24 protein-coding genes and 5 tRNA genes are annotated in these 26857 nt (G+C 39.0%); 14 read left to right on the forward strand and 15 right to left on the reverse strand.

The window, feature by feature from the left end; translation table 11 throughout:
- Both purN and L647_RS0102925 read left to right on the forward strand, forming a co-directional pair.
- A partial coding sequence (purN, locus tag L647_RS0102920) for a phosphoribosylglycinamide formyltransferase (RefSeq protein ID WP_024609863.1) occupies window positions 1-524 on the forward strand: 524 nt, incomplete at its 5' end.
- Window positions 469-1275: a DUF3108 domain-containing protein gene (locus L647_RS0102925; protein ID WP_253948826.1), complete on the forward strand. Its 807-nt coding sequence runs from the start codon at window positions 469-471 to the stop codon at window positions 1273-1275. The genes purN and L647_RS0102925, both read left to right, overlap by 56 nt.
- Window positions 1276-1584: 309 nt before the next feature.
- On the opposite strand, the gene L647_RS0102930 is transcribed toward L647_RS0102925, so the two are convergent.
- Window positions 1585-2349, reverse strand: a complete 765-nt coding sequence (locus tag L647_RS0102930) for a class II glutamine amidotransferase (RefSeq protein WP_024609865.1) — start codon at window positions 2347-2349, stop codon at window positions 1585-1587.
- Window positions 2350-2673: 324 nt separating this feature from the next.
- Here L647_RS0102930 and fadE point away from each other — a divergent pair, with 324 nt between their 5' ends.
- Window positions 2674-5130: an acyl-CoA dehydrogenase FadE gene (gene fadE, locus L647_RS0102935; protein WP_024609866.1), complete on the forward strand. Its 2457-nt coding sequence runs from the start codon at window positions 2674-2676 to the stop codon at window positions 5128-5130.
- 376 nt (window positions 5131-5506) lie between these two features.
- Here fadE and L647_RS0102940 read toward each other — a convergent pair whose 3' ends face one another.
- The 14 genes from L647_RS0102940 to hemA form a co-directional block, all read right to left on the reverse strand.
- A complete protein-coding gene (locus tag L647_RS0102940) occupies window positions 5507-6019 on the reverse strand; it encodes a hypothetical protein (RefSeq protein WP_029880362.1) in 513 nt (170 codons plus the stop codon).
- A 3-nt stretch (window positions 6020-6022) separates the two neighbouring features.
- Window positions 6023-9337, reverse strand: a complete 3315-nt coding sequence (locus L647_RS1000000125585; RefSeq protein ID WP_024609868.1) for an Ig-like domain-containing protein — start codon at window positions 9335-9337, stop codon at window positions 6023-6025.
- A gap of 17 nt (window positions 9338-9354) precedes the next feature.
- The gene (rlmM, locus tag L647_RS0102950; protein WP_024609869.1) at window positions 9355-10440 is read right to left on the reverse strand and encodes a 23S rRNA (cytidine(2498)-2'-O)-methyltransferase RlmM; all 1086 of its coding nucleotides are present in this window, start codon (window positions 10438-10440) and stop codon (window positions 9355-9357) included.
- A 17-nt stretch (window positions 10441-10457) separates the two neighbouring features.
- Window positions 10458-10826, reverse strand: coding sequence for a DUF423 domain-containing protein (locus tag L647_RS0102955; protein WP_024609870.1), 369 nt, complete (start codon window positions 10824-10826; stop codon window positions 10458-10460).
- Window positions 10823-11473 carry an alpha/beta family hydrolase gene (locus L647_RS0102960; RefSeq protein ID WP_024609871.1) on the reverse strand — a complete coding sequence of 217 codons (651 nt, stop codon included), beginning with the start codon at window positions 11471-11473 and terminating at the stop codon, window positions 10823-10825. The genes L647_RS0102955 and L647_RS0102960 overlap by 4 nt, the downstream gene beginning before the upstream one ends.
- Window position 11474: 1 nt before the next feature.
- Entirely contained in the window at window positions 11475-12371 is an 897-nt protein-coding gene (locus L647_RS0102965; protein WP_024609872.1) for a transcriptional regulator GcvA, read from the reverse strand.
- Window positions 12372-12503: 132 nt separating this feature from the next.
- The gene (gene kdsA / locus L647_RS1000000125750) at window positions 12504-13358 is read right to left on the reverse strand and encodes a 3-deoxy-8-phosphooctulonate synthase (RefSeq protein ID WP_024609873.1); all 855 of its coding nucleotides are present in this window, start codon (window positions 13356-13358) and stop codon (window positions 12504-12506) included.
- 9 nt (window positions 13359-13367) lie between these two features.
- On the reverse strand, window positions 13368-14621 hold the full coding sequence (locus L647_RS1000000125755; protein ID WP_024609874.1) for a DUF819 family protein: 1254 nt from the start codon (window positions 14619-14621) through the stop codon (window positions 13368-13370).
- 60 nt (window positions 14622-14681) lie between these two features.
- Window positions 14682-15509, reverse strand: a complete 828-nt coding sequence (locus L647_RS0102980) for a tetratricopeptide repeat protein (RefSeq protein WP_024609875.1) — start codon at window positions 15507-15509, stop codon at window positions 14682-14684.
- A gap of 150 nt (window positions 15510-15659) precedes the next feature.
- Window positions 15660-16034 carry a SirB2 family protein gene (locus L647_RS0102985; protein WP_024609876.1) on the reverse strand — a complete coding sequence of 125 codons (375 nt, stop codon included), beginning with the start codon at window positions 16032-16034 and terminating at the stop codon, window positions 15660-15662.
- A 27-nt stretch (window positions 16035-16061) separates the two neighbouring features.
- Window positions 16062-17606: a response regulator gene (locus tag L647_RS0102990; RefSeq protein ID WP_024609877.1), complete on the reverse strand. Its 1545-nt coding sequence runs from the start codon at window positions 17604-17606 to the stop codon at window positions 16062-16064.
- Window positions 17607-17660: 54 nt separating this feature from the next.
- Window positions 17661-18500, reverse strand: a complete 840-nt coding sequence (prmC, locus tag L647_RS0102995) for a peptide chain release factor N(5)-glutamine methyltransferase (RefSeq protein ID WP_024609878.1) — start codon at window positions 18498-18500, stop codon at window positions 17661-17663.
- Window positions 18501-18502: 2 nt separating this feature from the next.
- Window positions 18503-19588, reverse strand: a complete 1086-nt coding sequence (prfA, locus tag L647_RS0103000) for a peptide chain release factor 1 (protein WP_024609879.1) — start codon at window positions 19586-19588, stop codon at window positions 18503-18505.
- A gap of 7 nt (window positions 19589-19595) precedes the next feature.
- Window positions 19596-20852 (reverse strand): glutamyl-tRNA reductase, encoded by a 1257-nt coding sequence (gene hemA, locus L647_RS0103005; protein ID WP_024609880.1) that lies wholly within the window; start codon window positions 20850-20852, stop codon window positions 19596-19598.
- A gap of 83 nt (window positions 20853-20935) precedes the next feature.
- On the opposite strand from hemA, the gene lolB reads away from it, so the two are divergent.
- From lolB to L647_RS0103065, 11 genes are all read left to right on the forward strand, one after another.
- On the forward strand, window positions 20936-21523 hold the full coding sequence (lolB, locus tag L647_RS0103015) for a lipoprotein insertase outer membrane protein LolB (protein WP_024609881.1): 588 nt from the start codon (window positions 20936-20938) through the stop codon (window positions 21521-21523).
- Between the two features lies 1 nt (window position 21524).
- Entirely contained in the window at window positions 21525-22382 is an 858-nt protein-coding gene (gene ispE, locus L647_RS0103020) for a 4-(cytidine 5'-diphospho)-2-C-methyl-D-erythritol kinase (protein WP_024609882.1), read from the forward strand.
- A gap of 88 nt (window positions 22383-22470) precedes the next feature.
- Window positions 22471-23418, forward strand: coding sequence for a ribose-phosphate pyrophosphokinase (locus L647_RS0103025; RefSeq protein ID WP_024609883.1), 948 nt, complete (start codon window positions 22471-22473; stop codon window positions 23416-23418).
- A 148-nt stretch (window positions 23419-23566) separates the two neighbouring features.
- Window positions 23567-24181, forward strand: coding sequence for a 50S ribosomal protein L25/general stress protein Ctc (locus tag L647_RS0103030; protein WP_024609884.1), 615 nt, complete (start codon window positions 23567-23569; stop codon window positions 24179-24181).
- A gap of 19 nt (window positions 24182-24200) precedes the next feature.
- A complete protein-coding gene (gene pth / locus L647_RS0103035; protein ID WP_024609885.1) occupies window positions 24201-24785 on the forward strand; it encodes an aminoacyl-tRNA hydrolase in 585 nt (194 codons plus the stop codon).
- 54 nt (window positions 24786-24839) lie between these two features.
- Entirely contained in the window at window positions 24840-25931 is a 1092-nt protein-coding gene (gene ychF, locus L647_RS0103040) for a redox-regulated ATPase YchF (protein WP_024609886.1), read from the forward strand.
- 330 nt (window positions 25932-26261) lie between these two features.
- Window positions 26262-26338, forward strand: a tRNA-Met gene (locus L647_RS0103045).
- A 63-nt stretch (window positions 26339-26401) separates the two neighbouring features.
- Window positions 26402-26486 (forward strand) — tRNA-Leu (locus tag L647_RS0103050).
- Window positions 26487-26525: 39 nt separating this feature from the next.
- Window positions 26526-26600 (forward strand) — tRNA-Gln (locus L647_RS0103055).
- A 5-nt stretch (window positions 26601-26605) separates the two neighbouring features.
- Window positions 26606-26682 (forward strand) — tRNA-Met (locus L647_RS0103060).
- A gap of 89 nt (window positions 26683-26771) precedes the next feature.
- Window positions 26772-26856 (forward strand) — tRNA-Leu (locus tag L647_RS0103065).
- Window position 26857 lies beyond the last annotated feature (1 nt).

The following is a 26857-nucleotide window of genomic DNA, read 5'->3' on the forward strand; positions in this document are numbered from 1 at the left end:
ACGCTTATGGCCTCGAGCGTGCAAAACAAGCAGGTATTGCTACAAAAGTGCTGAGTCATAAAGATTTTGACTCGCGCGAAGCGTACGATGCGCAATTAATGAACGTTATCGACTCTTTTATGCCAAATCTAGTTGTATTAGCTGGGTTTATGCGTATTCTTACTCCTAGCTTAGTGCAAAAATATATTGGAAAAATGTTGAACATTCATCCATCTTTGTTGCCTAAGTACCAGGGGCTGAATACCCACCAAAGAGCAATTGATGCAAAAGATGACATTCATGGCGTAAGTGTACATTTCGTTACTGAAGAGCTAGACGGCGGTCCCGTTATTCTTCAGGCGCAAATACCTGTACTCAAGGACGATACAGCAGAAACACTAGCAAAACGCGTGCATGAACAAGAGCATGTAATTTATCCTTTGGTGGTCAAATGGTTCAGTGAACAGAGACTTACTATGGAAGCAGATTATGCAGTTCTTGACAAAAAACAACTTCCTGCACACGGCGCGCACTACCCACAATAAAAAAATAAGTGCCTTGCTATTATGTGCAGGCGCTTTACTTCCTACGAGCCTTATTGCAGGCGAATTAACGCAGTATCAAGCAAGCTACGATATTTTACGCAAAGGTAAAAATCATGGTGAGGCTATTCGTGAGCTCAAAAAAATGAGCGACGATACATATCAACTAACATACCACAGTAATATTGAATGGATGATTTTCTCTGATTCTCGTGAAGAAACATCAAAGTTTACTTTTATAGATGGCAAAGTTACTCCGCATCATTATTCAATGGTCCGCACCGGTACAGGCCCAGACAAAGACTATCAAATTGATTTTGATACCGAGAATAAAGTAGTAACAAGTAGTAATAGTGAATACCCACTTAAGTGTGAATGGACTGACGAATTTCAGGATGCTATTTCATACCAAGTACAGGTACGCGAAGGGCTGAAAAAAGGTGAAACGAGCTTTTCATTCCCACTTGTTGATAAAAAAGGTAATCGCCGAGACTACAACTTTGAAGTAGTTGAAAAAGAGATGATTTCTTTACCTATCGGTAATGTAGAAGCAGTTAAAGTTAAGCGTTTATATGATAATGATAAACGCCAAGCAATTGCGTGGTTTGCACCAGAAATGGATTACATGCTAGTACGTATGTGGAAAGGCGAAAAAGGTATGGAGCAATTTGAAGTTCAAATGAACTCATTTACAGTTACATCACCAACAGCCGTTGCGCCAGCTACAGCACAACAACCTCAAGAAGCTAACTAAGTTTAATTAAACCAAAGTTAAGCTAGGACCTGTTGACCTTTCAGGATTAAAATTTGTTCAACCTAGGGGCTATTTAATCGCGGCGCGAGGTTTGTAACCTAGTGGGCTAAGTAAAAACCGAGCAACAAAGAGTAAATAGCCCCTAGGCAGAACCCTTCGGACAGCGCATGTTTGGCATTTATGCTACGTTATCGCCTATTTATGGGGAATAACCACACTACATAGGCTCTGCCTTGCCTAAATACCAAACAGCCTGCTGCAAATTTAACCTCGAAAGATAAACAGGTCCTAATATTTAAAATAGGTGGGCTAAATCAGCTCACCCATTTTAAACAATGCAAACTCCCCCGGCTCCATTTTTTGCCAACGCTCATCATTCGTCAAAGGTCTTGTTGTTATTACCGTCACTACATCGTTTGGTGTGGTTTCTTTTTGAAAATCGACCACCATATCCGCATCAATAAGCGTTGCTTTACCAAATGGTGCGCGGCGAGTTATGTAATGTAGGTTATTAGTGCAATACGCTAATACAAATACCCCATCGGTTAGCAGCATATTAAATACGCCTTTTTCACGAAGGGTATGCGAAAGTTTAGCGGCGTATCTAAAAACCGACGCTATATTACTTGGGCGTTTAGGGTATTTTTCGCGAATTTTATCAAGTAACCAACAAAAGGCGAGTTCACTATCTGTGTTACCAACTGGGCGATAGTACTGCGGTTTTAAATCATGATAATTAGATAGCTGCCCGTTATGAGCGTAAGTAAGCTCGCGCCCCCATAACTCTCGCGTAAAAGGATGAGTATTTTCAAGGCATACTCTCCCGCGGTTACCTTGGCGAATATGGCTAATAACCGAGACACTTTTAATGGGGTATGCTTTAACGAGCTTTGCTATTTCAGATTGATAACTCGGCTCAGGATCTTTAAAGGTTCTACAGCCTTTACCTTCGTAAAATGTAATACCCCAACCATCTTTATGTGGTCCCGTGTTTCCGCCACGCTCTAAAAGGCCTGAAAAACTAAAACAAATATCGGTAGGCACATTGGCTGACATGCCAAGTAATTCACACATTAATAAAATAACCCTTAAAAACCATACATTAAAATAAATAGCGTTATATTTGTGTATTAAGCGTACACTAATTTGCAACCCGCTATAACGGCTATACTTACTTAAAAAGTGTCATTTTGCTATTAGATTTATTTATTTTTACGTTAACACTACTTACGGTTAATGCTTTGACTATACGATAGTTATTGTGCGTTCCTCTGCCGGGTAATTAAATATCGTATTTAAGTTACTTTCTACTACAATTTAACATCGTTATGTACTTGAAAATTACTGTTACTAGCGCTACTCTAAGTGAGGTGGTCTGACCTCTATTAAGGAATAAAAATGACACTCATATTTACACTGGTTCTAATCGCGTTGCTTTGCACTGCGGTTTACCACAGAGCAAGTTGGAACACAGCACTTGGTGTTTCGGCTATAACTTTATTAATTGGTACCTTTGCAGGTGCTTTTGGTTTAATTAGCTGGTTGATCTTTTTGATCATCGCGGTTCCTCTTTCTGTTACTGGCCTTCGTCAGCAATATATCATCAAGCCTATTTTTGCTACGTTTAAAAAAGTAACGCCAAGCATGTCTGATACTGAAAAATCAGCTATTGATGCCGGTACGACGTGGTGGGAAGCTGACTTATTTTGCGGTAACCCAGATTGGAAAAAACTTCACCAATACCCAGTTCCTAAACTTACTATTGAAGAGCAAGCCTTTGTTGATGGCCCTGTTGAAGTAGTATGTAGCATGTTGGACGATTGGGAAGCAACGCACGAACTAACCGACCTTCCTCAAGATGTATGGCAATATCTAAAAGATAATAAATTCTTTGCCATGATCATCAAAAAAGAATACGGCGGTTTAGAGTTTTCTGCATTTGCACAGTCTTGTGTACTTCAAAAACTAACAAGTAAATCAACATTACTTTCGTCAATTGTTGGTGTACCGAACTCTTTAGGCCCAGGTGAATTATTACAACACTATGGTACAAAAGAGCAAAAAGATCATTACTTACCGCGCCTAGCGAGCGGTCAAGAAATTCCATGTTTTGCGTTAACTTCGCCAGAAGCGGGTTCTGATGCAAGCTCAATTCCAGACTACGGTGTGGTATGTAAAGGGCAATGGAATGGTGAAGAGGTTGTGGGTGTTAGTTTAACGTGGAATAAGCGTTACATTACACTTGCCCCAGTGGCTACCGTGCTTGGACTTGCATTTAAATTACAAGATCCAGACGGCCTAATTGGCGACAATAAAGAGCCAGGCATCACCTGTGCACTTATTCCAACGGATACTCCTGGAGTTGAAATTGGTCGTCGACATTTCCCGCTTAACGTACCATTTCAAAATGGTCCTACTCGCGGTAAAGACATTTTCGTACCACTTGATTATATTATTGGTGGTCCAGATATGGCTGGTCAAGGCTGGCGCATGTTGGTTGAATGTTTATCGGTTGGTCGTGCAATTACATTGCCGTCAAACTCTGCCGGTGGCATTAAAATGATTGCTATTGCGACAGGTGCTTATAGCCGCATTCGTCGTCAGTTCCGTTTACCTATAGGTAAAATGGAAGGTGTTGAAGAGTCACTAGCTAAATTAGCTGGTTACGCTTACAGCTCTGATGCTGCGGTTAGCATGTCTACGGGTGCGGTTGATTTAGGCGAAAAGCCATCTGTTGTTTCTGCCATTATTAAATACCACCTGACAGAGCAAATGCGTGATGCAACTATTCATGCAATGGATGTACTTGGCGGTAAGGGCATCATGCTTGGGCCAAATAACTATTTAGGTCGTGGCTATCAAGGTGCACCTATTGCCATTACCGTTGAAGGTGCAAACATCTTGACCCGTAATATGATTATTTATGGTCAAGGTGCTATTCGCTGTCATCCATTTGTACTTACCGAGCTAGGTGCGTGCGAAATTGAAGACCGTGAAGAAGCGCTTAACGTATTTGATAAAGCGCTAATGGGTCACATTGGTTTTACTATGTCGAACCTTGTACGTACTAAGTGGCTTGCTCTTACCGGCGCTCGTTTTACAAGTGTGCCGTACAACGACGAAACCGCTGAGTTTTACCGTATAGCGTCACGCTTTAGTGCATCACTTGCTCTTATGTCAGACATTAGCATGGCAGTATTTGGTGGTTCACTAAAACGTAAAGAACGTATTTCAGCACGTTTAGGTGACTTACTTAGTTACTTATACTTAGTGTCTGCAACGCTTAAGCGTTACAACGATGAAGGCCGTAAAAAAGAAGATTTTGCTCTAGTAAAATGGAGTTGCCAAGATCACCTTTACCATTGCCAACGTGCACTTGCTGATTTAATTAATAACATGCCTTCGGCTCCACTACGTGCCGTGTTAAAAGTATTGTTATTCCCGTTTGGTCGCCCGGTTCGTAAACCAACTGACCAACTTGAGCATAAACTTGCGCAACTACTACAAGTACCTAGCGAAACGCGTAACCGTTTAGCAAGCTATGTATACTTAACAAATGAGCCGCTTAACCTTGTAGGTCGTCAAGAGCAAACGCTTAAAGACGTACTTGCTGTTGAGCCATTATTTGACCGTGTATGCAAAGAAAAAGGTCTTAAACTACCATTCTTCCAGCTTGATAAAGTAGCGCAAATGGGGCTTGAAGCAGGCATATTAAGTCAGGCTGAAGCTGATAAACTAGCTGCAGTTGAACAATCTCGTTTAGATGTTATTAACGTTGATGACTTTGACCCTGCTGATTTATTAGCAGGTAAAGCCGCACGTAACAGCGTAACTAAAAAGGAAGATGCGGCTTAATAATATAAGCTTAGTGTTAACCAAGTAACAAAAAACCAGCGCAAATTGCGCTGGTTTTTTTGTAGTTAATCAAACGAAAGTTATACCCCTTCGCTTAATTAATTGATCTATTTTGAGGTAATAAAACCTTGCCAACAACAAGACAAAAAATTCGTTATTTAGTTGCTCTCGACAATTACTCCTGCATTGCTTTAACTCCTGTATTATACAGTCGTATATCGGAACTTTTAACGCAGGTAACGTCAGGTTTAATCTCTCAAGTTGATTAAATATTATGTACGTTGGTATTGGTTAGCTGTAAAAATAAGTTGCCGCTTTATTTAATGAGTAATACGCATGAGCAGAGAATAAAACTTTAACTTAATATAGTTATCATCTAATTAATTTTGAGTGCTATAAAATCGAGTTTTGCACGCCTTGGAAGCGCTACTTTAATATCATCGAGTAATTCAAAACTATTAATTAAAATAGAAAAACGCTGCTGCTCAAAAGTAACATTTACAACCTGTCCTATTTCTACGGTATAACTCTGATCACGGTTAAATAGCTTTAACCGCTTTTCATCTAACTGTTTGACGTACCAATAAGGCGTTTTATCTGCTAGCCTTAAACGAACCACATTCAGCGGGCTTTGTTCTTGCACTGCAAGCCACTTACCATCAATTAAAATAGTGTTGTAATGACTAACACCTTCAGGCATATAAGTCGTGTCGTTTTTAATGATACAATTTTCACATTGCGATATATTTTTAGTCGGCCAAGTAACCGCTTGTCCATTATAATAAAGTGTATCTGTTAGCTCCCATTTATTAGTCACCTTTTGAGTACAAGCATTAAGTAAACTTACCATGCAGCAAATTATGATTACCTCATAAAATTTAACTCTCATGTGCTACTGCTCTTTTATTACTTTTAGCTCGGCAATAATCGCTGCATTTGGTTTATTCTCTTTTATGTAACTAATGGGTTTATTACTCATTGGTTGCGAACTTTCTACTTTGTGTAACTTATTACTTGTTGTTTGCGGCTCACCAAAACGACTTCCTGCACTTTGAGTGTAAAACTGTAAGTTGAGCATGCTCCATTCATCGACGTCGGTAAGTATCGATATTTGCGAATCTTGATTGGCATCAAAGTTTGAAAGGTTCTCCGTCGTTATTGCATTACAATTAAAATCAACAGGTGATGAACCACTTCGATTCAAGCCTTTAATTTCAAGTAAAATATTTTCATCTAAATCAACTGATGCCCCGTTAGAATAGTCGATTATAAAATCATTGGTTGGACCTAAATGACTATTGGTATTTTCTGCAGTGTCGCAATTAGCATTACCTTTAAAAAAGCGCTCATAATAACGGTCGCCTTCACTATTACCAATAGTTGATAAACCCGCTAACTGATATAAATAATTCATTGAACTTAAGTGATTTGGTTTAAAGTTGACCTCTTCATTCCCGCCATGATAAAGCCCTAAGTTATGTCCAAGTTCATGAAATATTGTCGATGCTTGGTAATTATAAGTAACATTAGTCGCTGTTTGCGTATCTAACGATAACCCCCACCCGCCCATTGTAATCAATAAGTCATTGCCATTAACTTCTGCTATACCAGATCCGCTAATGGTACCGTCTTCGTTCCCACTGTTTGCCATTAATAAATAATGAAAAATGGGTCTTCGAGTAACGTCTGCATATTCCATTTTTATTGCAAATAAGTTAGCGCTACTGTGATCATATTCAAATGGCGTATAGCTGTTGAATGGTACGGTTCCACCACCGCCTAAATCATAATTTTGAGGAGAAGTACCTTCATTTTGATCAAATAAATTACCCACATCAAAATGCACTACGTACCCCTTTTCAGCAAACACACTTATCACTTTTTCAAGCGATGTACGATGTGGTGTTATACCAACATCATTACTATCCATGTAATCTACTTCAATAAATATGTCTTTTTGCGATGTTCGTGCACCCCACTCATACAAAGGTAGACCGCCAAATGTAGTTCCTTGTTGCTCAGCACAGTCAGGTATCCCATCTTGATCATCATCAGCCGTACACGTTATGTCGTTCGGTCCTGCCGGTGTATTAAATACTGAATAAGTCCAATCAGTTGCCTGATTTGTATCTGCAGCATTTAATGCTCGTTTTAAGCTTCCGCCTTGCTCACTTTGCATTGAGCTTGCACTCGCACCTTGCCATTGTGATGTAGATATTGGATCTTGTGTAGAATTACCGAACCTTACAAAATCAATTGTTTGAGTTTGATCGCTATTAAGTAATTCAACATAACCATTTATAAACCAATATGGTTTAATTTCATCGTTAACATTACCAATCAATACTAATTTAGAATTATTAACTGCAGCATTCGCTAAAAAACTGTCGCCAAATCGGCTTTGTAAAATAATATACGCCCCATTTTTTAACTCTTTATTGGGTAAACTAAATATATTTTCACGAGCAACATCGTTATTTGCAGCATTAATACTACTAGATTTTAACGTGTAATTTTCTAAGTTAACGCTCGCCCCCGTACCATTGTAAATCTCGACCCAGGGTGAGTCATTGCTAAATTCGACAGAAGATAGCTCTGTGATTTTAAGGTTTTGATTAGATGTTATGAATTCTGTTATTTGTTGAGCCGTTATAGCTGTTCCAGCAAAGTTAATAAGCTCATTAGTTACGCGCACTTTATATTGAGTATCTTCAGTTAAAGTCGCAGATAAAGTAACGGTATGAAAATAATCACTTGTATCATCAGTTGTACCAGCCAAACTTGTTATATCAAGTGCTAAGCAAGTGTTAAAGTCATCAGCTGATACTTGTACACTGCCTTGGCATGAACCTGTTTCTGTATTTATCACTAGCGTATTTGTTTTCATAATGTCTGAAAACGTAATGCTTATAGGTGTATCAAGTAAAACAGGTTCATTGGTATTTACAGGCACCACAGCAATAATAGTCGCAGGTGAAGTATCGGTTATAGTTACATCAAATAAAAATTCTGTGGTGTCATCACCATCCGAAGCTATAAGCGTATAACTTTGTTCTGCAATGCTATTTTGTATTGGTGTGTAGTTAAAGCTCAAAGCTTGTGAGTCAACAATATTTATTTGTGCGCCATTTAAATCTTGCGGAAAAATAATTTGCACATTATCGTTATCTGGGTCGCTTACAACTAAAATGAATGGTGAAGGCTGGTTATATTCAACTTCAATAGTTACATCGTTTGCTACTGGTGGATTATTCGAAGCTAATACTGTAATTGTTTTTTGAGCACTATTTGTAGCATTATTATTATCAGTAACGGTTATTAAAAAAGTTATGTTGGTGTCTTGTGCTACGGCAGGTGTAATAAAGCTCAAACTAGTATCAGTCTGAGTAAATTCAACAGCAGGTCCATTTGTTTGCAGCCAATTAATACTATTAACCGTGCCATCAACATCTTCAGCATTTGCGACTAGTGTTATTTGTTCATTTTTTTGTGCGCTATCTGGACCCGTAACGATTACCGTTGGCGCGCTGTTTATACGCGTAATTAGTATAGTAGTGCTTACTTGAACACTCTGCCCTGCATTATCCGTTGCCGTTACACTAAAACCAAGTGTCGAGTTATTACTAACATTAGGGGCTGTAAAACGTAAAATACCATCAGCCTGCGTAAACTCAACGTTGATACCTGCGGATTGTATCCACACAATGCTACTTATTGAACCATCTGCGTCTTGTGCATTTGCCGCTAAGCTTACTTGTGTATTTGACAGAGCACTACTTGGTCCTGTAATTGTAATGGTAGGAGGCGTATTTTGAGTAGTAATAGTACCAGAGAAAATACGTTCAGCCGTTAATCCTGAATTATCGGTAACCGTAACTGAAAAGCTAAATTCAGTATCGCTTTCTACACTTGGCGCAGTCGCAGTTAAAATATTTCCATTAACGGTAAAAGTTAATCCTGGTCCAGATAATTGTTCCCATGCATAACTCGCAATTTGTCCATCACTGTCACTGCCTTGTGCGGTAATAGTAAACATTTGATTAGCAACGATTACACTACTACTAACAAAAAGCGTAACTGTAGGGGAAATGTTTGTGGAAGGGCTTGAAGAGTCAACTGAATCACTTTCGCCTCCGCCACCACAACCACTTAATAAAAGTGATAAAAAAACTAAGCTAAACCATTTTTGCAAATTATTTTTTACCACTTTTGAGCCTCTATTTATTAACTATATAAGTTTTGGGGTACTTTGGTAACGTTTAAATGAACGGTTATTTCTTCACGATCATGGTATAAATGCTTAGCTTGCAACTCATAATTAATCCCCTGTTTCTCAAGCTCTTTTCTGATCATAGAAAGACATTCATAAACACTATCAAAACGTTTTTTCATAGGGAGTTTTAAGTTAAATATAAACTCTTTTGCATATGCATTTACCGCCCAATCAATCATTAGCGTAGTCACTTTGGTTGGTTTTTCCACCATATCGCACACTAACCATGTAATATTTCTTTTTTCAGGGCGATATTTAAAGCCATCGGCTCTAAAATGTTTAACCTGCCCTGTTTCCATTAAATCGTCGTTCATAGGTCCATTATCAATCGCACTTACAAACATACCACGGCGAACAAGTTGATAAGTCCAGCCGCCTGGACAGGCTCCTAAATCAACACTACGCATACCAGCTGCAACACGTGACTCGCGCTGTTGCTCAGGTATAAACACATTAAACGCTTCATCAAGTTTTAACGTTGAACGACTTGGTGCGTCACTTGGCATACGAAGGCGTAAAATACCCATAAAAAATGGAGAGTTATTAAAGCTGTATGAGTAACCCACATACGCGGTGTTATTTGTTAAAAACATAACATGCATTACTGGACGATTTGCTTTTGGCTCTCGCAATACTGTATTTTGTTTTTCGAGGGCTTTTTTAAGTGGCGTTGAGATTTTTTTGCAAAATGTTAAAAGCTCTTTACCTTCGTTTGTGTCAGGGGTTTCTACGCGTAGCTCTGAGCACAATGTAAAATCTTTTGCGGCATTTACAACTGCGCCAACTCGGTCTTCTACTGGCATATTTTCTAATAATGTACCGGCAAACCATTGGCGCGCAAACACCATACCTTTAAAATCAACTTTTTTGATTATTTCGTCGCTGTGATGCGCTTCAAAACACTCATAAACAACGTAACCCGTATTTGGTTTTGCTTTAACATAGCCTGCAAAACCTTGCTCCGCAGCGTGAAACGTTATTTCAGCAGCGGCATCGTTTTCAAAACCACTACGACAGTAAATCACAACACTAGACATATTAACCCTTAAAATCTTTAAAACTTAAATCGTGCAACTTGCACTAAAATAACAATCCAACCAATTATAAAGCACAATCCACCTAACGGGGTTATTGGACCAAGCCACTTCATACCTGTTAACGCGAGCAAATATAAACTACCACTAAAAAGGACAGTGCCTGCTATAAAAAAGCCACCAGCCCAACTGAGGTTAATGCCCCATTTTATTAAAACAGCGACCGCAATAAGCGCAAGTCCATGCATCATTTGATACTCTGCTGCCGTTTTAAAAACGCCTAGTGAATACTCTGATAATCGACTTTTTAACCCATGGGCTGCAAAGGCCCCAAGCATGACCGAAAGCATACAAAAAATACTGCCCGTCATTAAAAATAATTTAATCATTGGTTACCCTCTAAATTTAAATCCACACACTTTTGAATAAACTCAACTGCGCCAAGTGCAGCAGTCTCTCTATTTTGTAGTTCAGTAACACCACTTTTTTTACGAGGCTTAAGTGAGTGGTCACCATCAGTTAACCATATGTATTGAGGTTGTTTAGGCATAGGCAATGTTGCTAGCTCTTCTCTAGTACCAAATGTATCTCGCTCACCTTGCAGTACTAAAAATGGACAAGCTATATCAGCAAAGTGATCTGTGCGTAGCTTTTCTGGTTTACCCGGAGGATGAAACGGATAACCAAAAGCCAATACGCCTAAAACAGGATGCTCTGTTGAACATGCAAGTATTGACGCCATGCGCCCTCCCATTGATTTACCACCAATAAACAACGGTAAATTTGGTTGTGCCTGGCTAAGCACTTGCTCATAATAACTTAACAACTTTGGCGCCCGCTCTGGTGGTCTGCGTTTATTAGTTTGCTTAGCTATTTGCATGTATTCAAAATCAAATAAGCCGACATCAATACCTTGTTCGCTTAAAAGGGTTGCCATGTTTTGCATAAAATCGGAGTCGCTACCCGCCCCTGCGCCATGAGCAAAAACAAACTGACCTATAGCTGGCTGCGTTTTACTTTTAAACCATTCAATCATATTAATACTCTTGCTCTTGTTCTACTAAACTCAGCATCCATTCTTTAAACGACACTATTTTACCCAGCTCAGTTTGCGATTCGCGAAGCACTAAATAGTATGCATTTTTACTTTCTAAACTGTGATTAAAAGGAATAACTAATCGTCCTGCGTCTATATCAGGTTTAGCTAAAACACTATTACCAATTGCCACACCTTGACCATGAACCGCAGCTTGCAACACCATGGATGAGTGACTAAAAATAGGTCCTTGGTTCACTTGTACGTTACGTACACCGGCTGTTTTTATCCATGTTTTCCAGTTTTTACGAGTGGTATCGTGCAGTAAAGTGTGATGAATTAAATCACTTGGCTGATCAAGCGGTTTGGGACCACTTAAAAGCATGGGGCTACACAATGGCACTAAATATTCAGTGTGCAGTTTATAGGTTTGCACACCACTCCAATGACCACGTCCATAATAAATCGCGATATCTACGTCATCAGTTAATGAGTTTTCATCCTGATCTTGTGCTTTTATTCGCACATCAATCTCTGGATGTAACTCATTGAATAAACTCAAGCGTGGCACAAGCCATTGAATCGCAAAACTAGGCGTTAGGCTTACAGTCAACGAGCCCTTAGCACCACGCGCTAATAGCTTTTCTGTCGCGTCGATTAACTGCGTAAAAATCTCTTTAATATCGAGAAAGTAGCCTTGCCCTTCTTCAGTTAACAATAAAGAGCGGTTTTTTCGTAAAAACAGCTTCAAGCCTAAATGTTCTTCAAGTGTTTTTATTTGATGACTTACAGCCGCTTGCGTTACATAAAGCTCTTCTGCAGCTTTTGTAAAGCTTAAATGGCGCGCTGCAGCTTCAAAAGCCTTTAGTGCGTTTAATGGAGGTACTCGTCTTGACATGATAACCAAGCTTAGAATTAGTTTTTCTTATGCGGTGAATTATATACCTATGCTAAGAAAGAGTATATTTAAGGCGTAAAAAAAGCGACCTTAGTCGCTCTTTTACTGCTACCTAAGTATATAGGTAGTTAATTATAAGTCGTTTGCACTTGTATCAAGAGGTGCAAAGCTTTTAATTAAATCATCTACCGCTTTCATTTGCGATAAATAACCTTCTAATTTACTAAGTGCAAGTGCGCAAGGACCGTCACATTTGGCTTCGTTTGGATTAGGGTGCGCTTCAATGAATAAACCTGCAATACCTAATGCCATACCACTTCGAGCAAGCTCTGCTGCTTGTGCACGTCGACCATCTGCTGAATCAGTACGACCACCTGGGCGTTGTAATGCATGTGTTGCATCAAAAATAACAGGTGCCATTGCCTTCATGTCATCCATACCTAGCATATCGACAACAAGATTGTTGTAACCAAAGCTTGAACCACGCTCACACAAAGCAATATTATTATTACCCGCTTCATTAAATTTAGTAATGATATGACGCATTTCGTGTGGAGCTAAAAACTGTGGTTTTTTTACATTAATAATTGCACCTGTTTTAGCCATTGCTACAACTAAATCAGTTTGACGTGCTAAAAAAGCAGGTAACTGTATTACATCAACTACTTCAGCAACTGGCGCTGCTTGATATGGTTCGTGTACATCGGTGATAAGTGGAATATTAAAAGTATTTTTAATCTCTTCAAATATTTTTAAACCTTCTTCCATTCCTGGTCCACGGTAAGAATTAATTGATGAGCGATTTGCTTTATCAAATGACGCTTTAAACACATAAGGAATATTTAATTTAGTTGTTACTTCTACGTAATGCTCTGCAACACGCATTGCTAAATCACGAGATTCTAATACATTAATACCACCAAACAATACAAATGGTTTGTTGTTTGCCAGCTCAATCTCATTAATCTTAATAATTTGGTCTTTCATTTTAATTCCTTATGGTGCAACTGCTTGCATCATTAACCCACAAATATAGGCCATATAAGTACCTACGCCATAACCCAATACCGCAAGTAATACACCTACAGGCGCAAGCGATGGATGAAATGCTGATGCAACTACCGGAGCTGATGCAGCACCACCTACATTAGCTTGTGAGCCCACAGCCATATAAAATAATGGTGCTTTAATTAATTTCGCCACTACTAACATTATACTTGCATGAACTAACATCCAAATTGCACCAACTAAAAATAACCCGGGGTTATTAAAAATAGCGGTTACATTCATGTGTAAACCAATCGATGCAACTAAAATATATAAAAAGCTAGAAGCCACTTTTGAAGCGCCAAACGCCTCTATTTGCCTAACTTTAGTAAACGATAAACCTATACCTATAGTTGTTGATATTACAATCAGCCAGAAGAATTTACTGTTTAAGCTGTATTCTTTTGCCCACTCATAAGTGTTGCCAAAGTAAGGTCCTAAAAAGTCAGCACAAAAGTGTGCTAAACCAGTAATACCAAATGCAATTGCAAGTAGCATCATATAGTCGTTAAGTGTTGGAATTCGCGCATGTTCTGCATGATAAGCTTCTACACGCTTTTTTAAATCTTCAATTGCGCTGGTGTCGGCACCAGTAGCTGCATCAATTTTTTTATGATTAGCTGCCATTAATAATAGAACAGCCATCCAAATATTAGCGACTATTACATCAACAGTAATCATTACAGAGAATATATCGCCACCCACTTCAAACATTTCTTTCATTGATGCTTGGTTAGCACCACCACCAATCCAGCTACCAGCAACCGTGGTCATACCACGCCAAACTGCATCAGGACCATGACCACCAACAATACTTGGATCAAATGCGCTAACAACTAAAATAGCTAGCGGACCACCAATAACAATACCCAATGTGCCTACTAAAAACATAATGAGTGCTTTGGGTCCCAAGTTAATAATGGCTTTTAAATCAATACTAATTGTAAGAAGTATTAAACAGGCAGGTAATAAATAACGTGAGGCAACGTAATAAACATTAGATTTGTTACCATCAACAATCCCAAATGTATTCAATAACGATGGCAAAAAGTAACACAGCAATAAAGCAGGTACATATTTATAAAATGTTTTTAAAGCCGGTCGTTCACTGCTCGAGGTTTTAAAAATAAATCCTAAAATAACAGCAAGCAAACCTAGCACAACGGCATCATTAGTTATTAATGCACTTTGGGTTTCAACCATAATTATTCCTATTATTTTGGCACGTCAACATTTCAAATTAATCTTGAAAGTAAACGTACCTTAATGGTGAGTTTTATTATTATCTTCTAATTCTTCAATTTGATGCAGAATAATCTCAATAGCGGGATCATCCGGACATTCATCAACAAAAAACTGTAAATCATCACGTGCCATTTTAGGACAATCAAGTTGATTTAATAAGTAACCTCTGTCGCGTCTTTCGTACGGGTCGTCGCCAATTAACTCCATAAGCATTTCCACACAGGTCAAAGCATGACCAAATTTGCTTTCGCTGATAAAAGACCACTTTTGTTGTGCTAAAAATAGTTTATACACTTCATCATTAAAAATGAGTTCTAATGGCTCTTGTTCTTGACCGTCATCTTCATCAGCATTTTCAGGAATGATATACCAGCTTTGTTGACCAGTACTTGGCTCAATTACATACCCTTCCTCATCACTAATCGCCACATGCACAGCAATTTCACCTTGGTTTAGGCTCATACTGGCATCTAGCTTAGCGTGTTGTAAAAAGTGACAAAGTAATATGGCTAAAGTAGTTGGAGACCCGCTACGCATAGTTAACGTATAACTTAAACTATTTAGTTTATGCTCAGGTACTTTTAGGCTAGATGCACTAAATAACCAATTACTGTAAAAAGTATCTAACAATTGATCAAGGCACTCATGCTCATCACTCGCTTTTAAACAAAGCGAATCTATTTGCTGCTCAAAGTCAGTTAAAGTTTCAAAACTTGTCGTTAAGTCTATTTGAGGGTCCCATTTAGACTCTGCTTTTATACAACGATAAATAACCGGCGGCGTAAATTCGTCATAAGCATCATCAATATAAGATTCATCATGTTCATCAAACCCGAGGGTGGTCATCAATACTGCAACATTTTGAGAAAACGAAAGCGTAGTTTACCTAACTTTAAAGCTATATACCAATATAGAGGTGTTTTTGAATGTTTTCTGAGAGGGAGTCGTATTTGAGCTTTACAAAAGAATTATAAAACTCAAATAATCAGATATTACTTACAATAAAAAAGCTGATTTAGACGTCGCTAAATAGCCTATAGCCAAAATAACAGCGGTATTAACTAAAATGTAAGCAACTTTAGCTGTCATTTTAGTTTGTCTGGCGCTTTTAGCTCCAATACCAATATATATAACTACTAATACTATTTTTTCTAATAGCCAATATTGTTCAAACGGGTTTATTTTAGCCATAAATATAAGCGTAAGTGCAGACACTAATAACAAAGTATCTATACTGTGACTGCCAATCATTACCGCTTTATTTTTTGCTATTTTGCCACTACCCATTCGCGAAAATGCACGAACATAAAATAAAATAACACTTAACAAAGCTATTGCCATGTGTGAGTGTTTTACTGCTAAATAATCCATATGCCCCTATACTTCTGTTTTTAAAAATTAATCTGGAAAACGGGTAAGCACCGCTTCTAACTCATTAAGCTTATCGTTAAATATTTCTACAAGCTTAGGGTCGAAATGAGAGCCTTTCTGTTCATTAATTTCATCCACTACATTTTGTAATGTCCAAGGCTCTTTATAACAGCGTTTGTGGCGAAGTGCATCGTATACATCAGCTAATGCAACTATTCGTCCAAAAACATTGATATCTTCTCCTTTTAAGCCTTGCGGATAACCTGAACCATCCCATTTTTCATGATGTTCTTTAGCTATAATTGCACCCGTGCTAACAATCTCATGCGGTGAGTCTTTTAAAATAGTATACCCTTTATCAGTATGGGTCTTCATTATTTCCCACTCTTGAGCATCTAACTTTGCTGGTTTGTTTAAAACCGCGTCAGGAATACCCACTTTACCTACATCGTGTAATGGTGATGCTAATCGAATTAAATCTGCATCGTGTTTTGATAAACCATACCCTTGTGCCAATATATGACAAATATGTGCAACGCGCTTAACATGATTACCCGTTTCGGTAGAACGCTGCTCTACAGCTTCACTTAACCTGTAAACTAACTCCTGCTGCGTAGATTCAATTTCAGATTGTAATTGCACATTTTCAAACGCTAGTTGTACATTTTGTGAAAAAATCTCAATTAAATGACGCTGCGTATCCGTTAAATCTTTTGGGATACCAGATATAAACAACATCGAATTATGATTATATTCACTACTGCAATAGGCAAAAAGATAATTATCTTTATACACGATAGATTTGTTATTAAGTGCTTGCTCACAAGCGCTTAACTGCTCTTGTTTTAATACTTGCTCTAATTCTTTACCTTCACTCTTTTCGAAGTCTCCGGTGCCTGAACATACAATTAGTTTTTTATTATTTTTTTCTGCAGGGTTTTGAGCGACCAATGTAGTGGCGTACATTGCTTGGTCAGCAATGCCTAAAAGCGAAGATAGTTGCTGCATAACGCCTTCAATAAAACTCTCTATTGAATGTGCTGAGAAAATATCTCTTGATGCCTTAATTATTTTCTCTAACCCTTCTCTTGATTGTTCAATAGCAATAATATCGCGATATGAACGAAGGCTCGACATAATAACTGTAAATAGCTTTTGTGCGGTCAATTCGGTTTTAGATTTATAATCATTAATATCGTAATTAACAATAACTTGACGCTCAGGAGCTTGTCCTGGTTGACCCGTTCTTAAAATAATACGGATATGATTATTTTGAGCCGTTTCACGAATATATTTAGCAACTTGCAAGCCTGCATCGTCAGTTTCCATAACAACATCAAGCAGTACAATTGCTGCATCAGTATGCTCATCAATTAACTGTTTTGCTTCTGCACCAGAGTAAGCGCTTATAAACTCTAAACGCTTATTCTGAAACTCAAAATCGCTCAATGCTAGCTTTGTAACAGCATGAACCTCAGGCTCGTCATCAACGATTAATACTTTCCATGTGCCTTGTTCTATATCGCTAGCAATTTCTTCTGGCTCATCTGAAAATAAAAAATCACCCATCATAATAAAAATTCCTTCATGGCATTATTTAACGCACGAGCAGGCAATTGTTATTATCTAAGGCCACTGTGCAAGTGTTACACGGTCATTGTTACCAAGGTCTTTCACTGTTTTAATATTTACAAACGCCATTTTTTTAAAAAAATAACGAACAGCTTCGCCTTGCTCAAAACCATGTTCTATTAAAAGATAGCCACTAGATAGCAAATAGTCACGCGATTGTGTAATTATTTGTTTTATATCAGACATTCCTGCATCGTCTGCTACTAATGCTGATAAAGGCTCAAACCTAACATCCCCCTGAACAAGGTGTATATCATCTTGCTTAATATAAGGAGGGTTAGTTACAATTAAATTAAATTTTTCGTCTAGTAAAGCGCTAAACCAGTCGCTTTGCTTAACGTGTACATTATTAATACCCAAGCGTTGTTGATTACGCATTGCTAAATTTACTGCATTACTGACTCTGTCTACAGCTGTAATTTGCCAATTTGGCATTTCACTTCCAAGCGCTAAAGCAATTGCACCGGTGCCAGTGCCTAGATCAAGTACTTTTGCTGTAGCAGGTACAGCCATTTCAAGTGCTTGCTCTACCAATGTTTCAGTATCTGGTCGAGGTATTAAAGTTGTTGCATTAACTTCGAGTAATAGACTCCAAAATTCACGCTGCCCAGTAATATGCGCAACGGGTTCGCCATTTAAACGCCTTTGACAAAACAGTTCAAATTGCTGTTGCTGCTCAGCGTTAAGCTCATTCTCTGGCCAAGTAAAAAGGTAACTGCGTGGTTTTTGAAGAATATGTAGAAGTAAAACTTGTGCGTCTAATTTAGCACTTTCGCTGCTTGAAGCTAATAAATTAGCTCCTGCAGCAATTGCTTGTTCAAGAGTGTGGCTCACGACTACTCGTCGCCCATAGCCGCTAATAAGTCAGCTTGATGCTCTTGCATTAATGGATCGATCACACAGCTTAAATCACCCGCTACTACTTCATTTAAGCGATAAAGTGTCAGGTTAATACGGTGATCGGTAATACGACCTTGAGGATAGTTATAAGTACGGATACGCTCAGAACGGTCACCACTACCTACTAAATCACGACGCTCAGAAGCCTCTGCTTCATGGCGTTTTTCATCTTCAGCTTGTTGCAGTCGAGCTGCAAGTACTGACATCGCTTTAGCGCGGTTTTTATGCTGTGAACGTTGATCCTGACACTCAACCACAACACCGGTAGGTATATGTGTAAGTCGAATAGCAGAGTCTGTTTTATTAACGTGCTGACCACCTGCGCCTGATGCACGAAATGTATCAACTTTTAAATCTGCTGTATTAATTTGTATCGCTTCTGCTTCTGGTACTTCTGCCATTACCGCAACGGTACAAGCAGAGGTATGAACACGCCCTTGTGACTCAGTTTCTGGCACACGTTGTACGCGGTGTACTCCTGATTCAAACTTTAATTGCCCGTAAACACCTTCGCCACTAATATTCGCAATCACTTCTTTGTAACCACCGTGCTCACCTTCATTGGTGCTCACAACTTCTACTTTCCATTTTTTAGTTTCTGCGTAACGGCTGTACATACGAAATAAATCGCCGGCAAAAATTGCCGCTTCATCGCCGCCCGTTCCAGCACGAACTTCAACAAACACGTTATTGTTATCGCGTGGATCTTTTGGCAACATCAATACTTGAATTTGATCTTCAATTGCTAGAATTTGTGCTTTAGCTTCTTTGTATTCTTCTTGCGCCATTTCACGCATTTCAGGATCCGAATCTTTAAGCATCTCTTCTGCACTGGCTAAATCATCTTGCGTTTCTTTATAAACTAAAAACGTTTTTACAATCTCTTCAAGCTCAGAATATTCTTTTGAAAGCCCACGAAAACGATTTTGATCACTAATGACCGACGGGTCACTTAGCAGCGCTTGTACTTCTTCGTAGCGTTCTACTAAGGTTTCTAATTTATTATAAACAGACTCTTTCATTTAACGGTTATTCCTGATCAATACCTAACATTTTTTTCAACTGGTTTAGCTGCGCCACTTCACCTTTTTTCGCTGCATCTTGTATAGCACGTGTAGGCGCGTGCATTAAGCGATTGGTTAATTTATTGGCCAACTCTAAAATTACTTTTTCTGCATCTTTACCACTAGAGAGTTGGCTAACCGCCTTCTCTACTAATTCAGACTTTATTGTTTGTACATCATTTCGATAATGGCGGATTAAATCTACCGAATCGAGTGAACGCATCCACATTGCAAATTCTTTAGTGCGTTCAATTATAATAATTTGTGCTTGTTCAGCAGCTTGCTCTCGCGCTGCCATATTTTCGCTTACAATAGTTTGTAAGTCATCAACTGAATATAAATAGGCTGCATCGAGCTCGCCTACTTGGCTTTCTATATCGCGTGGCACAGCGATATCTATAAACAACATCGGTTTATTTCTACGCTGTTTGAGAGCCTGCTCAACCACACCCTTACCTATAATAGGAAGCGTACTGGCTGTAGAACTAATCACTATATCGGCTTCATGTAAACGCTCTGGCAACTGTGCAAGCGCAATCACATCTGCCGACACTTCATCAGCAAGGCTGCGCGCACGTTCAATTGTTCTATTAGCTACCGTTATTTTTTTAGGCTCATTTTGATATAAATGCTTAGCTACCAGCTCAATGGTCTCGCCTGCACCAATTAATAACACATTGGTCTGATCAAGCTTGCCATAAATATGTTTTGCTAAATTAACTGCCGCAAACGCGACCGACACAGCACTTGCACCAATGTTTGTTTCGGTTCTGACTTCTTTTGCAACCGAAAAAGTTTTTTGAAATAACCGATCAAACGTAACACCAATGGCATCATGTGTTTTAGCACTATTATAAGCTTGCTTTATTTGCCCTAATATTTGCGGTTCACCTAACACTAAAGAATCCAAACCACAGGCAACACGCATTAAATGATTTATTGCATCATTACCTTCATAACAATAAATATTGCTACTCAGTTCTTGTTCATCTAAACCATGGAAACTGGCTAACCAATGCAACAGTGTTTGGGATTTTTGCTGAGCAAGGCTACAATAGATTTCGGTTCGATTACAGGTAGAAACGATCACCGCTTCACTAAACGCAGCGTGACCACTTAATTGTTGCAACGCCTCTGATATTTGCTCAGGCGAAAAAGCCACTTTTTCACGTAAGTCTACGGATGCGGTTTTGTGATTTATACCAAGTGCTATTATGGTCATATTTGCCAAATATTGCTGAGCCCTACTTTAAAGGCGGCAATTTTACCAAAAATCAGCGGAATATGGAAAGTAAGGAACGACATTTGATTCGACAATATTTAATTTTATTTACCTTTTTTTTATTTTTAGGTGGTTGCACGCAACAAACAAACAAAATAACAACAACTTACGATGATTGGAAACCTCGCCTTGCTGCTCAAAAAACTTGGCAAGTAGAGGGGAAACTTGCTTTTATCAGCCCTGATGAGCGCCAATCTGCAAATTTAAATTGGCAACAAAGGGAAAATAGTAACAATTTAGTGCTGACTACTTTTATTGGTACGCGCATTTTGTCGCTTAAACAAACCGAAAAAGGTGCTGAGCTAGAATTTGATGGTGAAGAGTATTTTGATACTGATGCTGCGCGACTTCTTAAACGTTTAACTGGTTTTACTTTACCTGTAAATAATGCCGATAGTTGGTTAAAAGGTACTATTGACGATCAAAGCTTAATAGTTGATCAACTCGGTCGCGCTAAACAAGTACTTTGGTTTGATAACACCGGTAAGAAATGGCAAATAGATTACAGTGCATATATGCAAACTGAAGGTTATTGGGTTCCAACCAAACTAACGCTCAAACACCAAAGCATTAGAATCAAAATTCAACTCTATGACTGGCAATTTAATTAATATGAATACCAAAACGTCTTTTTCTTTAATTGCTCCGGCAAAACTCAACTTATTTTTACACATTAACGGGCGTCGTGAAGATGGCTATCATGAGCTGGAAACTTTATTTACTTTTTTGAATTTTGGAGATGAACTTAGTTTTGAACTAGTGCACACATCCACAATTTCAATAGAGGGTGATACTAAAGATATCCCTTTAATAGACAACCTCATCTATAAAGCTGCCTTATTATTACAAACTAAGAGCAAAACGGAGCTTGGTGTAAAAATAAATTTAATTAAACGCTTACCAATGGGAGGCGGTGTTGGAGGTGGTTCATCAGATGCCGCAACTACATTATTAGCGCTCAATAAACTTTGGAAAACACAGTTAAGTTTGGATGAACTTGCTCATTTAGGCTTACAATTAGGAGCAGATGTTCCCGTGTTCATACATGGTCAAAGCGCCATAGCACACGGCATTGGCGAAAAATTACACCAAGTAGAACTAGAACAAAAATGGTACTGTGTAGTACATCCAAATCAACATGTAAGTACCGCAAAAATATTTACTCATCCTGAGCTAAAACGTGACACACCTAAAATATTAGGTGACTGGAAACAGTATATTTTAACTAATGATTGTGAGCCTTTAGTTAAAAAGCTTTGTCCCGAGGTTGAAAAAACCCTCCAGTGGTTGCTAAAATACGCCCCGTCGAAGATGACCGGAACAGGTTCATGTTGTTTTGTAGAATTTGCTAGTCAAGTTCAAGCACAAGATGTACTTGCTAACCTCCCCCATACTTGGCAGGGATTTATCGCCTCAAGCGTTAATGTCTCCCCTGCTCATACGGAGTTAGCCGCTATATTCGATCAATGAAGTAACGTAAAAGTAATCATAAGTTAACCCGCAGTGGTATTTATCATTGCCCGTTAGTCCAAAATTTCAGTGCCTGAGGAACCCAACCGTGCCTGACATGAAGCTCTTCGCTGGTAACGCAACACCTGAGTTAGCTCAAAAAGTTGCAAAACGTTTATATATTGAATTAGGCGATGCTGTTGTAGGCCGTTTTAGTGACGGTGAGATCAGTGTTCAAATAAATGAAAATGTTCGTGGCTCGGATGTTTTTATATTGCAATCAACCTGTGCCCCTACAAACGATAACTTAATGGAACTTATCGTTATGGTTGATGCTTTACGTCGTGCATCTGCAGGTCGTATTACTGCCGTTATTCCTTATTTCGGTTATGCCCGTCAAGATCGTCGTGTACGTTCTGCCCGTGTACCAATTACTGCTAAAGTTGTTGCTGACTTCCTATCAAGCGTAGGTGTTGACCGTGTACTTACGGTTGATTTACACGCTGAGCAAATTCAAGGCTTCTTTGATGTACCAGTAGATAACGTATTTGGCAGCCCTGTATTACTTGAAGATATGAAAGCCCGTCATTTTGATGACGTTGTTGTTGTATCTCCTGATATTGGTGGTGTTGTACGTGCTCGTGCTATAGCAAAACTATTAAACGATACCGATTTAGCTATTATTGATAAACGTCGCCCACAAGCAAACGTTTCTCAAGTAATGCATATTATTGGTGATGTTGAAGGTCGTGATTGTATTATCGTAGATGATATGATTGATACCGGTGGTACATTGTGTAAAGCTGCTGAAGCACTTAAAGAACATGGCGCAAAGCGTGTATTTGCATACGCTACGCACCCTATTCTTTCTGGTAAAGCTGCAGAAAATTTACGTAATTCAGTAATTGACGAAGTGATTGTAACTGACTCAATACCTCTATCTGAAGAACTTAAAGCGCTTGATATAGTTAAAGTACTTACTCTTGCAGATATGCTAGCAGAGACTATTCGTCGTATTAGTAACGAAGAATCTATTTCAGCGATGTTCGAACACTAAAATCAAACATTTCTGAATATAAAAGCGCCTTTTGGCGCTTTTTTTGTAAGCGATGTATATTTTACAAGTACGCGGTGGTATGATAGCGCGCCTTTTGGCTGGGGTCCTTGGTCGCAAAGGCCCTACACTTATAATTATTGGAGACATCATGTCTAACAAAACTTACACTTATAACGCTGAACTTCGCGTAGAAACTGGTACTGGTGCGAGCCGCCGCCTACGTCGCGAAGACAAAGTACCTGCAATCCTTTACGGAGCAGATAAAGAAGCTCTATCTCTTACTTTTGCTCATAAAGATATGATCAAAGCGCAAGAAGATGAAGGTTTTTACACTCACATCATTACACTAAACATAGGCGGCGAGTCTGTTGAAGCTATCTTAAAAGATATTCAACGTCACCCATTCAAGCCTAAGCTTACTCACCTTGATTTCCAACGTGTAGATGCTACTCATACATTCCAAACTAAAGTTCCTCTTCACTTCATCGGTGAAGATATCGTGACAAAACTAGGTGCAACTGTTGTTCACCAGTTAACTGAAGTTGAAATTTCATGTCTTCCAAAAGCACTTCCAGAATTTATCGAAGTTGATGTGTCTAACTTTGTAGTTGGCGATTCGGTTCATATTTCTGACCTTACTTTCCCTAAAGGCGTTAGCTCTGTAGATTTAGGTAAAGGCGAAGGCCATGATCAGTCTATCCTGACTATCAAAGCAAACAAAGCAGCTCCAACTGAAGACGACGCTTCAGACGCTGCAGAATAATATTTAAGGTCTCGCAACCTTGAATTCTATTCAAATGCTTGTGGGCCTGGCTAATCCAGGCCCCGAATACGCAAACACACGTCACAATGCAGGTGCTTGGTTCATCGAGCAAATCGCTGCACGCTACAACTGCACTCTAAAATACGATCCTAAATATCACGGCCTTACAGGTAAAGTGATCATTCAAGGCCAAGAATTCAAATTATTGATCCCCACTACTTACATGAATTTAAGTGGTAAAGCGGTCAGTAGTTTAGCTAATTTTTTCAAAATCCCAGTGGAAGACATTTTAGTTGCCCATGATGAGTTGGATTTAGACCCAGGCGTTGCCAAATTAAAAAAAGGCGGCGGGCATGGCGGTCATAATGGTTTAAAAGACATTATTGCAAAAATGGCAAATCAAAAAGACTTTATGCGTTTACGTATAGGTGTAGGTCATCCAGGGCATCGTGAAATGGTCACCGGTTGGGTGCTTGGTAAAGCAGCCAAAGACGATCAAGAAAAAATGGATGCCGCTGTTGATGAAGCAGTTCGTTGTATGGAAATACTTGCAAAAGATGGTGTGTTAAAAGCACAAAACAGACTACATTCGTTTAAACCCTAGTAACTTGGGTCCAAGTACACCGTTTAAACGAATTCTAAACTAAGGTATCTTACTATGGGTTTTAAATGTGGCATCGTTGGCTTGCCTAACGTGGGTAAATCAACGCTTTTCAATGCATTAACCAAAGCGGGTATTGAAGCCGCTAACTTTCCTTTTTGTACCATAGAGCCTAATACAGGTGTGGTGCCTGTGCCAGATCCTCGCTTAGACGAGCTCGCTAAAATTGTAAATCCGCAACGCATCCTTACAACAAGTATGGAATTTGTGGATATTGCAGGTTTAGTAAAAGGCGCATCTAAAGGTGAAGGTCTTGGTAATCAGTTTTTAGCTAACATTCGCGAAACTGATGCTATTGGTCACGTAGTTCGCTGTTTTGAAGACGAAAACATCATTCATGTAGCGGGTACAATTGACCCTGCAGACGATATTGACGTAATTAACACCGAGTTAGTACTTTCTGATATGGATAGTGCTGAAAAAGCTCTTTTCCGTAACGCGAAAAAAGCAAAAGGTGGCGATAAAGACGCTAAAGAGCAAAATGCCGTACTTGAAAAAGTAAAAGTGCATCTTGATGAAGGCTTAACTTTACGTTCTTTAGATTTAACTAAAGAAGAAAAAGCAGCTATCAGCTCTGTTAACTTCTTAACTATCAAACCAACTATGTATATTGCTAACGTTGCAGAAGATGGTTTTGAAAATAACCCTTACCTTGACCGCGTACGTGCTATCGCCGAAGCAGAAGATGCTATTGTAGTACCCGTATGTGCCGCTATTGAATCTGAGCTTTCTGAACTAGATGAAGAAGACAAGCTTGAATTTATGGCTGATCTTGGTTTAGAAGAGCCGGGTCTTAACCTTGTTATTCGTGGTGGTTATGAATTACTGCAATTACAAACATACTTTACAGCTGGCGTAAAAGAAGTACGTGCATGGACAATCCCTGTAGGTGCAACAGCACCACAAGCCGCAGGTAAAATCCATACAGACTTCGAGCGTGGCTTTATTCGTGCGCAAACTATCGCTTTTGACGACTTCGTTGCCTTTAAAGGTGAGAGTGGCGCAAAAGAAGCAGGTAAAATGCGTCAAGAAGGTAAAGAGTACATTGTTAAAGATGGCGATGTAATGAACTTCCTGTTCAACGTATAAGTACAAATTAAACCAATTTAGATTGGAATAATTTTTAAAGGCTCGTTTTTACGAGCCTTTTTTGTATTTAAGCATTATTAAAATAATAATTAGCCTCAACTAGTCTATCTTTGTAATATCGCTTAATTAAAGAAGTACAGGCTTAATTAAGATTCGGCGCCTTAAAGGCAGTTAAAAAAACAGCATTTTTATTAAAATTTAGCCGGTTAGCTCAATTTTCCTGCAAACAAACACAGTTAAGTGTTTTTTTGCAAAAAAGGTGTTGACGAATTTGGGTCATATCAGCATAATACGCCCCGCACTCAGCGATGAAGTGCTAACAAAAAAGATGGCTAAGTAGCTCAGCTGGTTAGAGCACATCACTCATAATGATGGGGTCACAGGTTCAAATCCCGTCTTAGCCACCATTTATTTTTTGTTGCTCAATGAAGAGTCTAAAATAACTACCTGTACTTTATTGTACAAACGATGCGGGAGTGGCGGAATTGGTAGACGCGCTGGATTTAGGTTCCAGTATCTTAGGATGTGAGAGTTCAAGTCTCTCCTTCCGCACCATAATTCTTGATAAGAATTAAAACTATCAATTGTTATTGTTGGGATATCGCCAAGCGGTAAGGCACCAGGTTTTGATCCTGGCATTCCCAGGTTCAAATCCTGGTATCCCAGCCAACAATGGCTAAGTAGCTCAGCTGGTTAGAGCACATCACTCATAATGATGGGGTCACAGGTTCAAATCCCGTCTTAGCCACCATTTCTTCTTTTAGAAATGGCTCTGCAAGAGTTAAATTGCACTCAATGAAGAGTTTAAAATAACTACCTGTGTTTTATTACACAAACGATGCGGGAGTGGCGGAATTGGTAGACGCGCTGGATTTAGGTTCCAGTAACTTCGGTTGTGAGAGTTCAAGTCTCTCTTTCCGCACCAT

It is taken from the genome of Pseudoalteromonas sp. TB64 (genome assembly GCF_000498095.1).
In the GTDB taxonomy this organism is placed as follows: Bacteria; Pseudomonadota; Gammaproteobacteria; order Enterobacterales; family Alteromonadaceae; genus Pseudoalteromonas.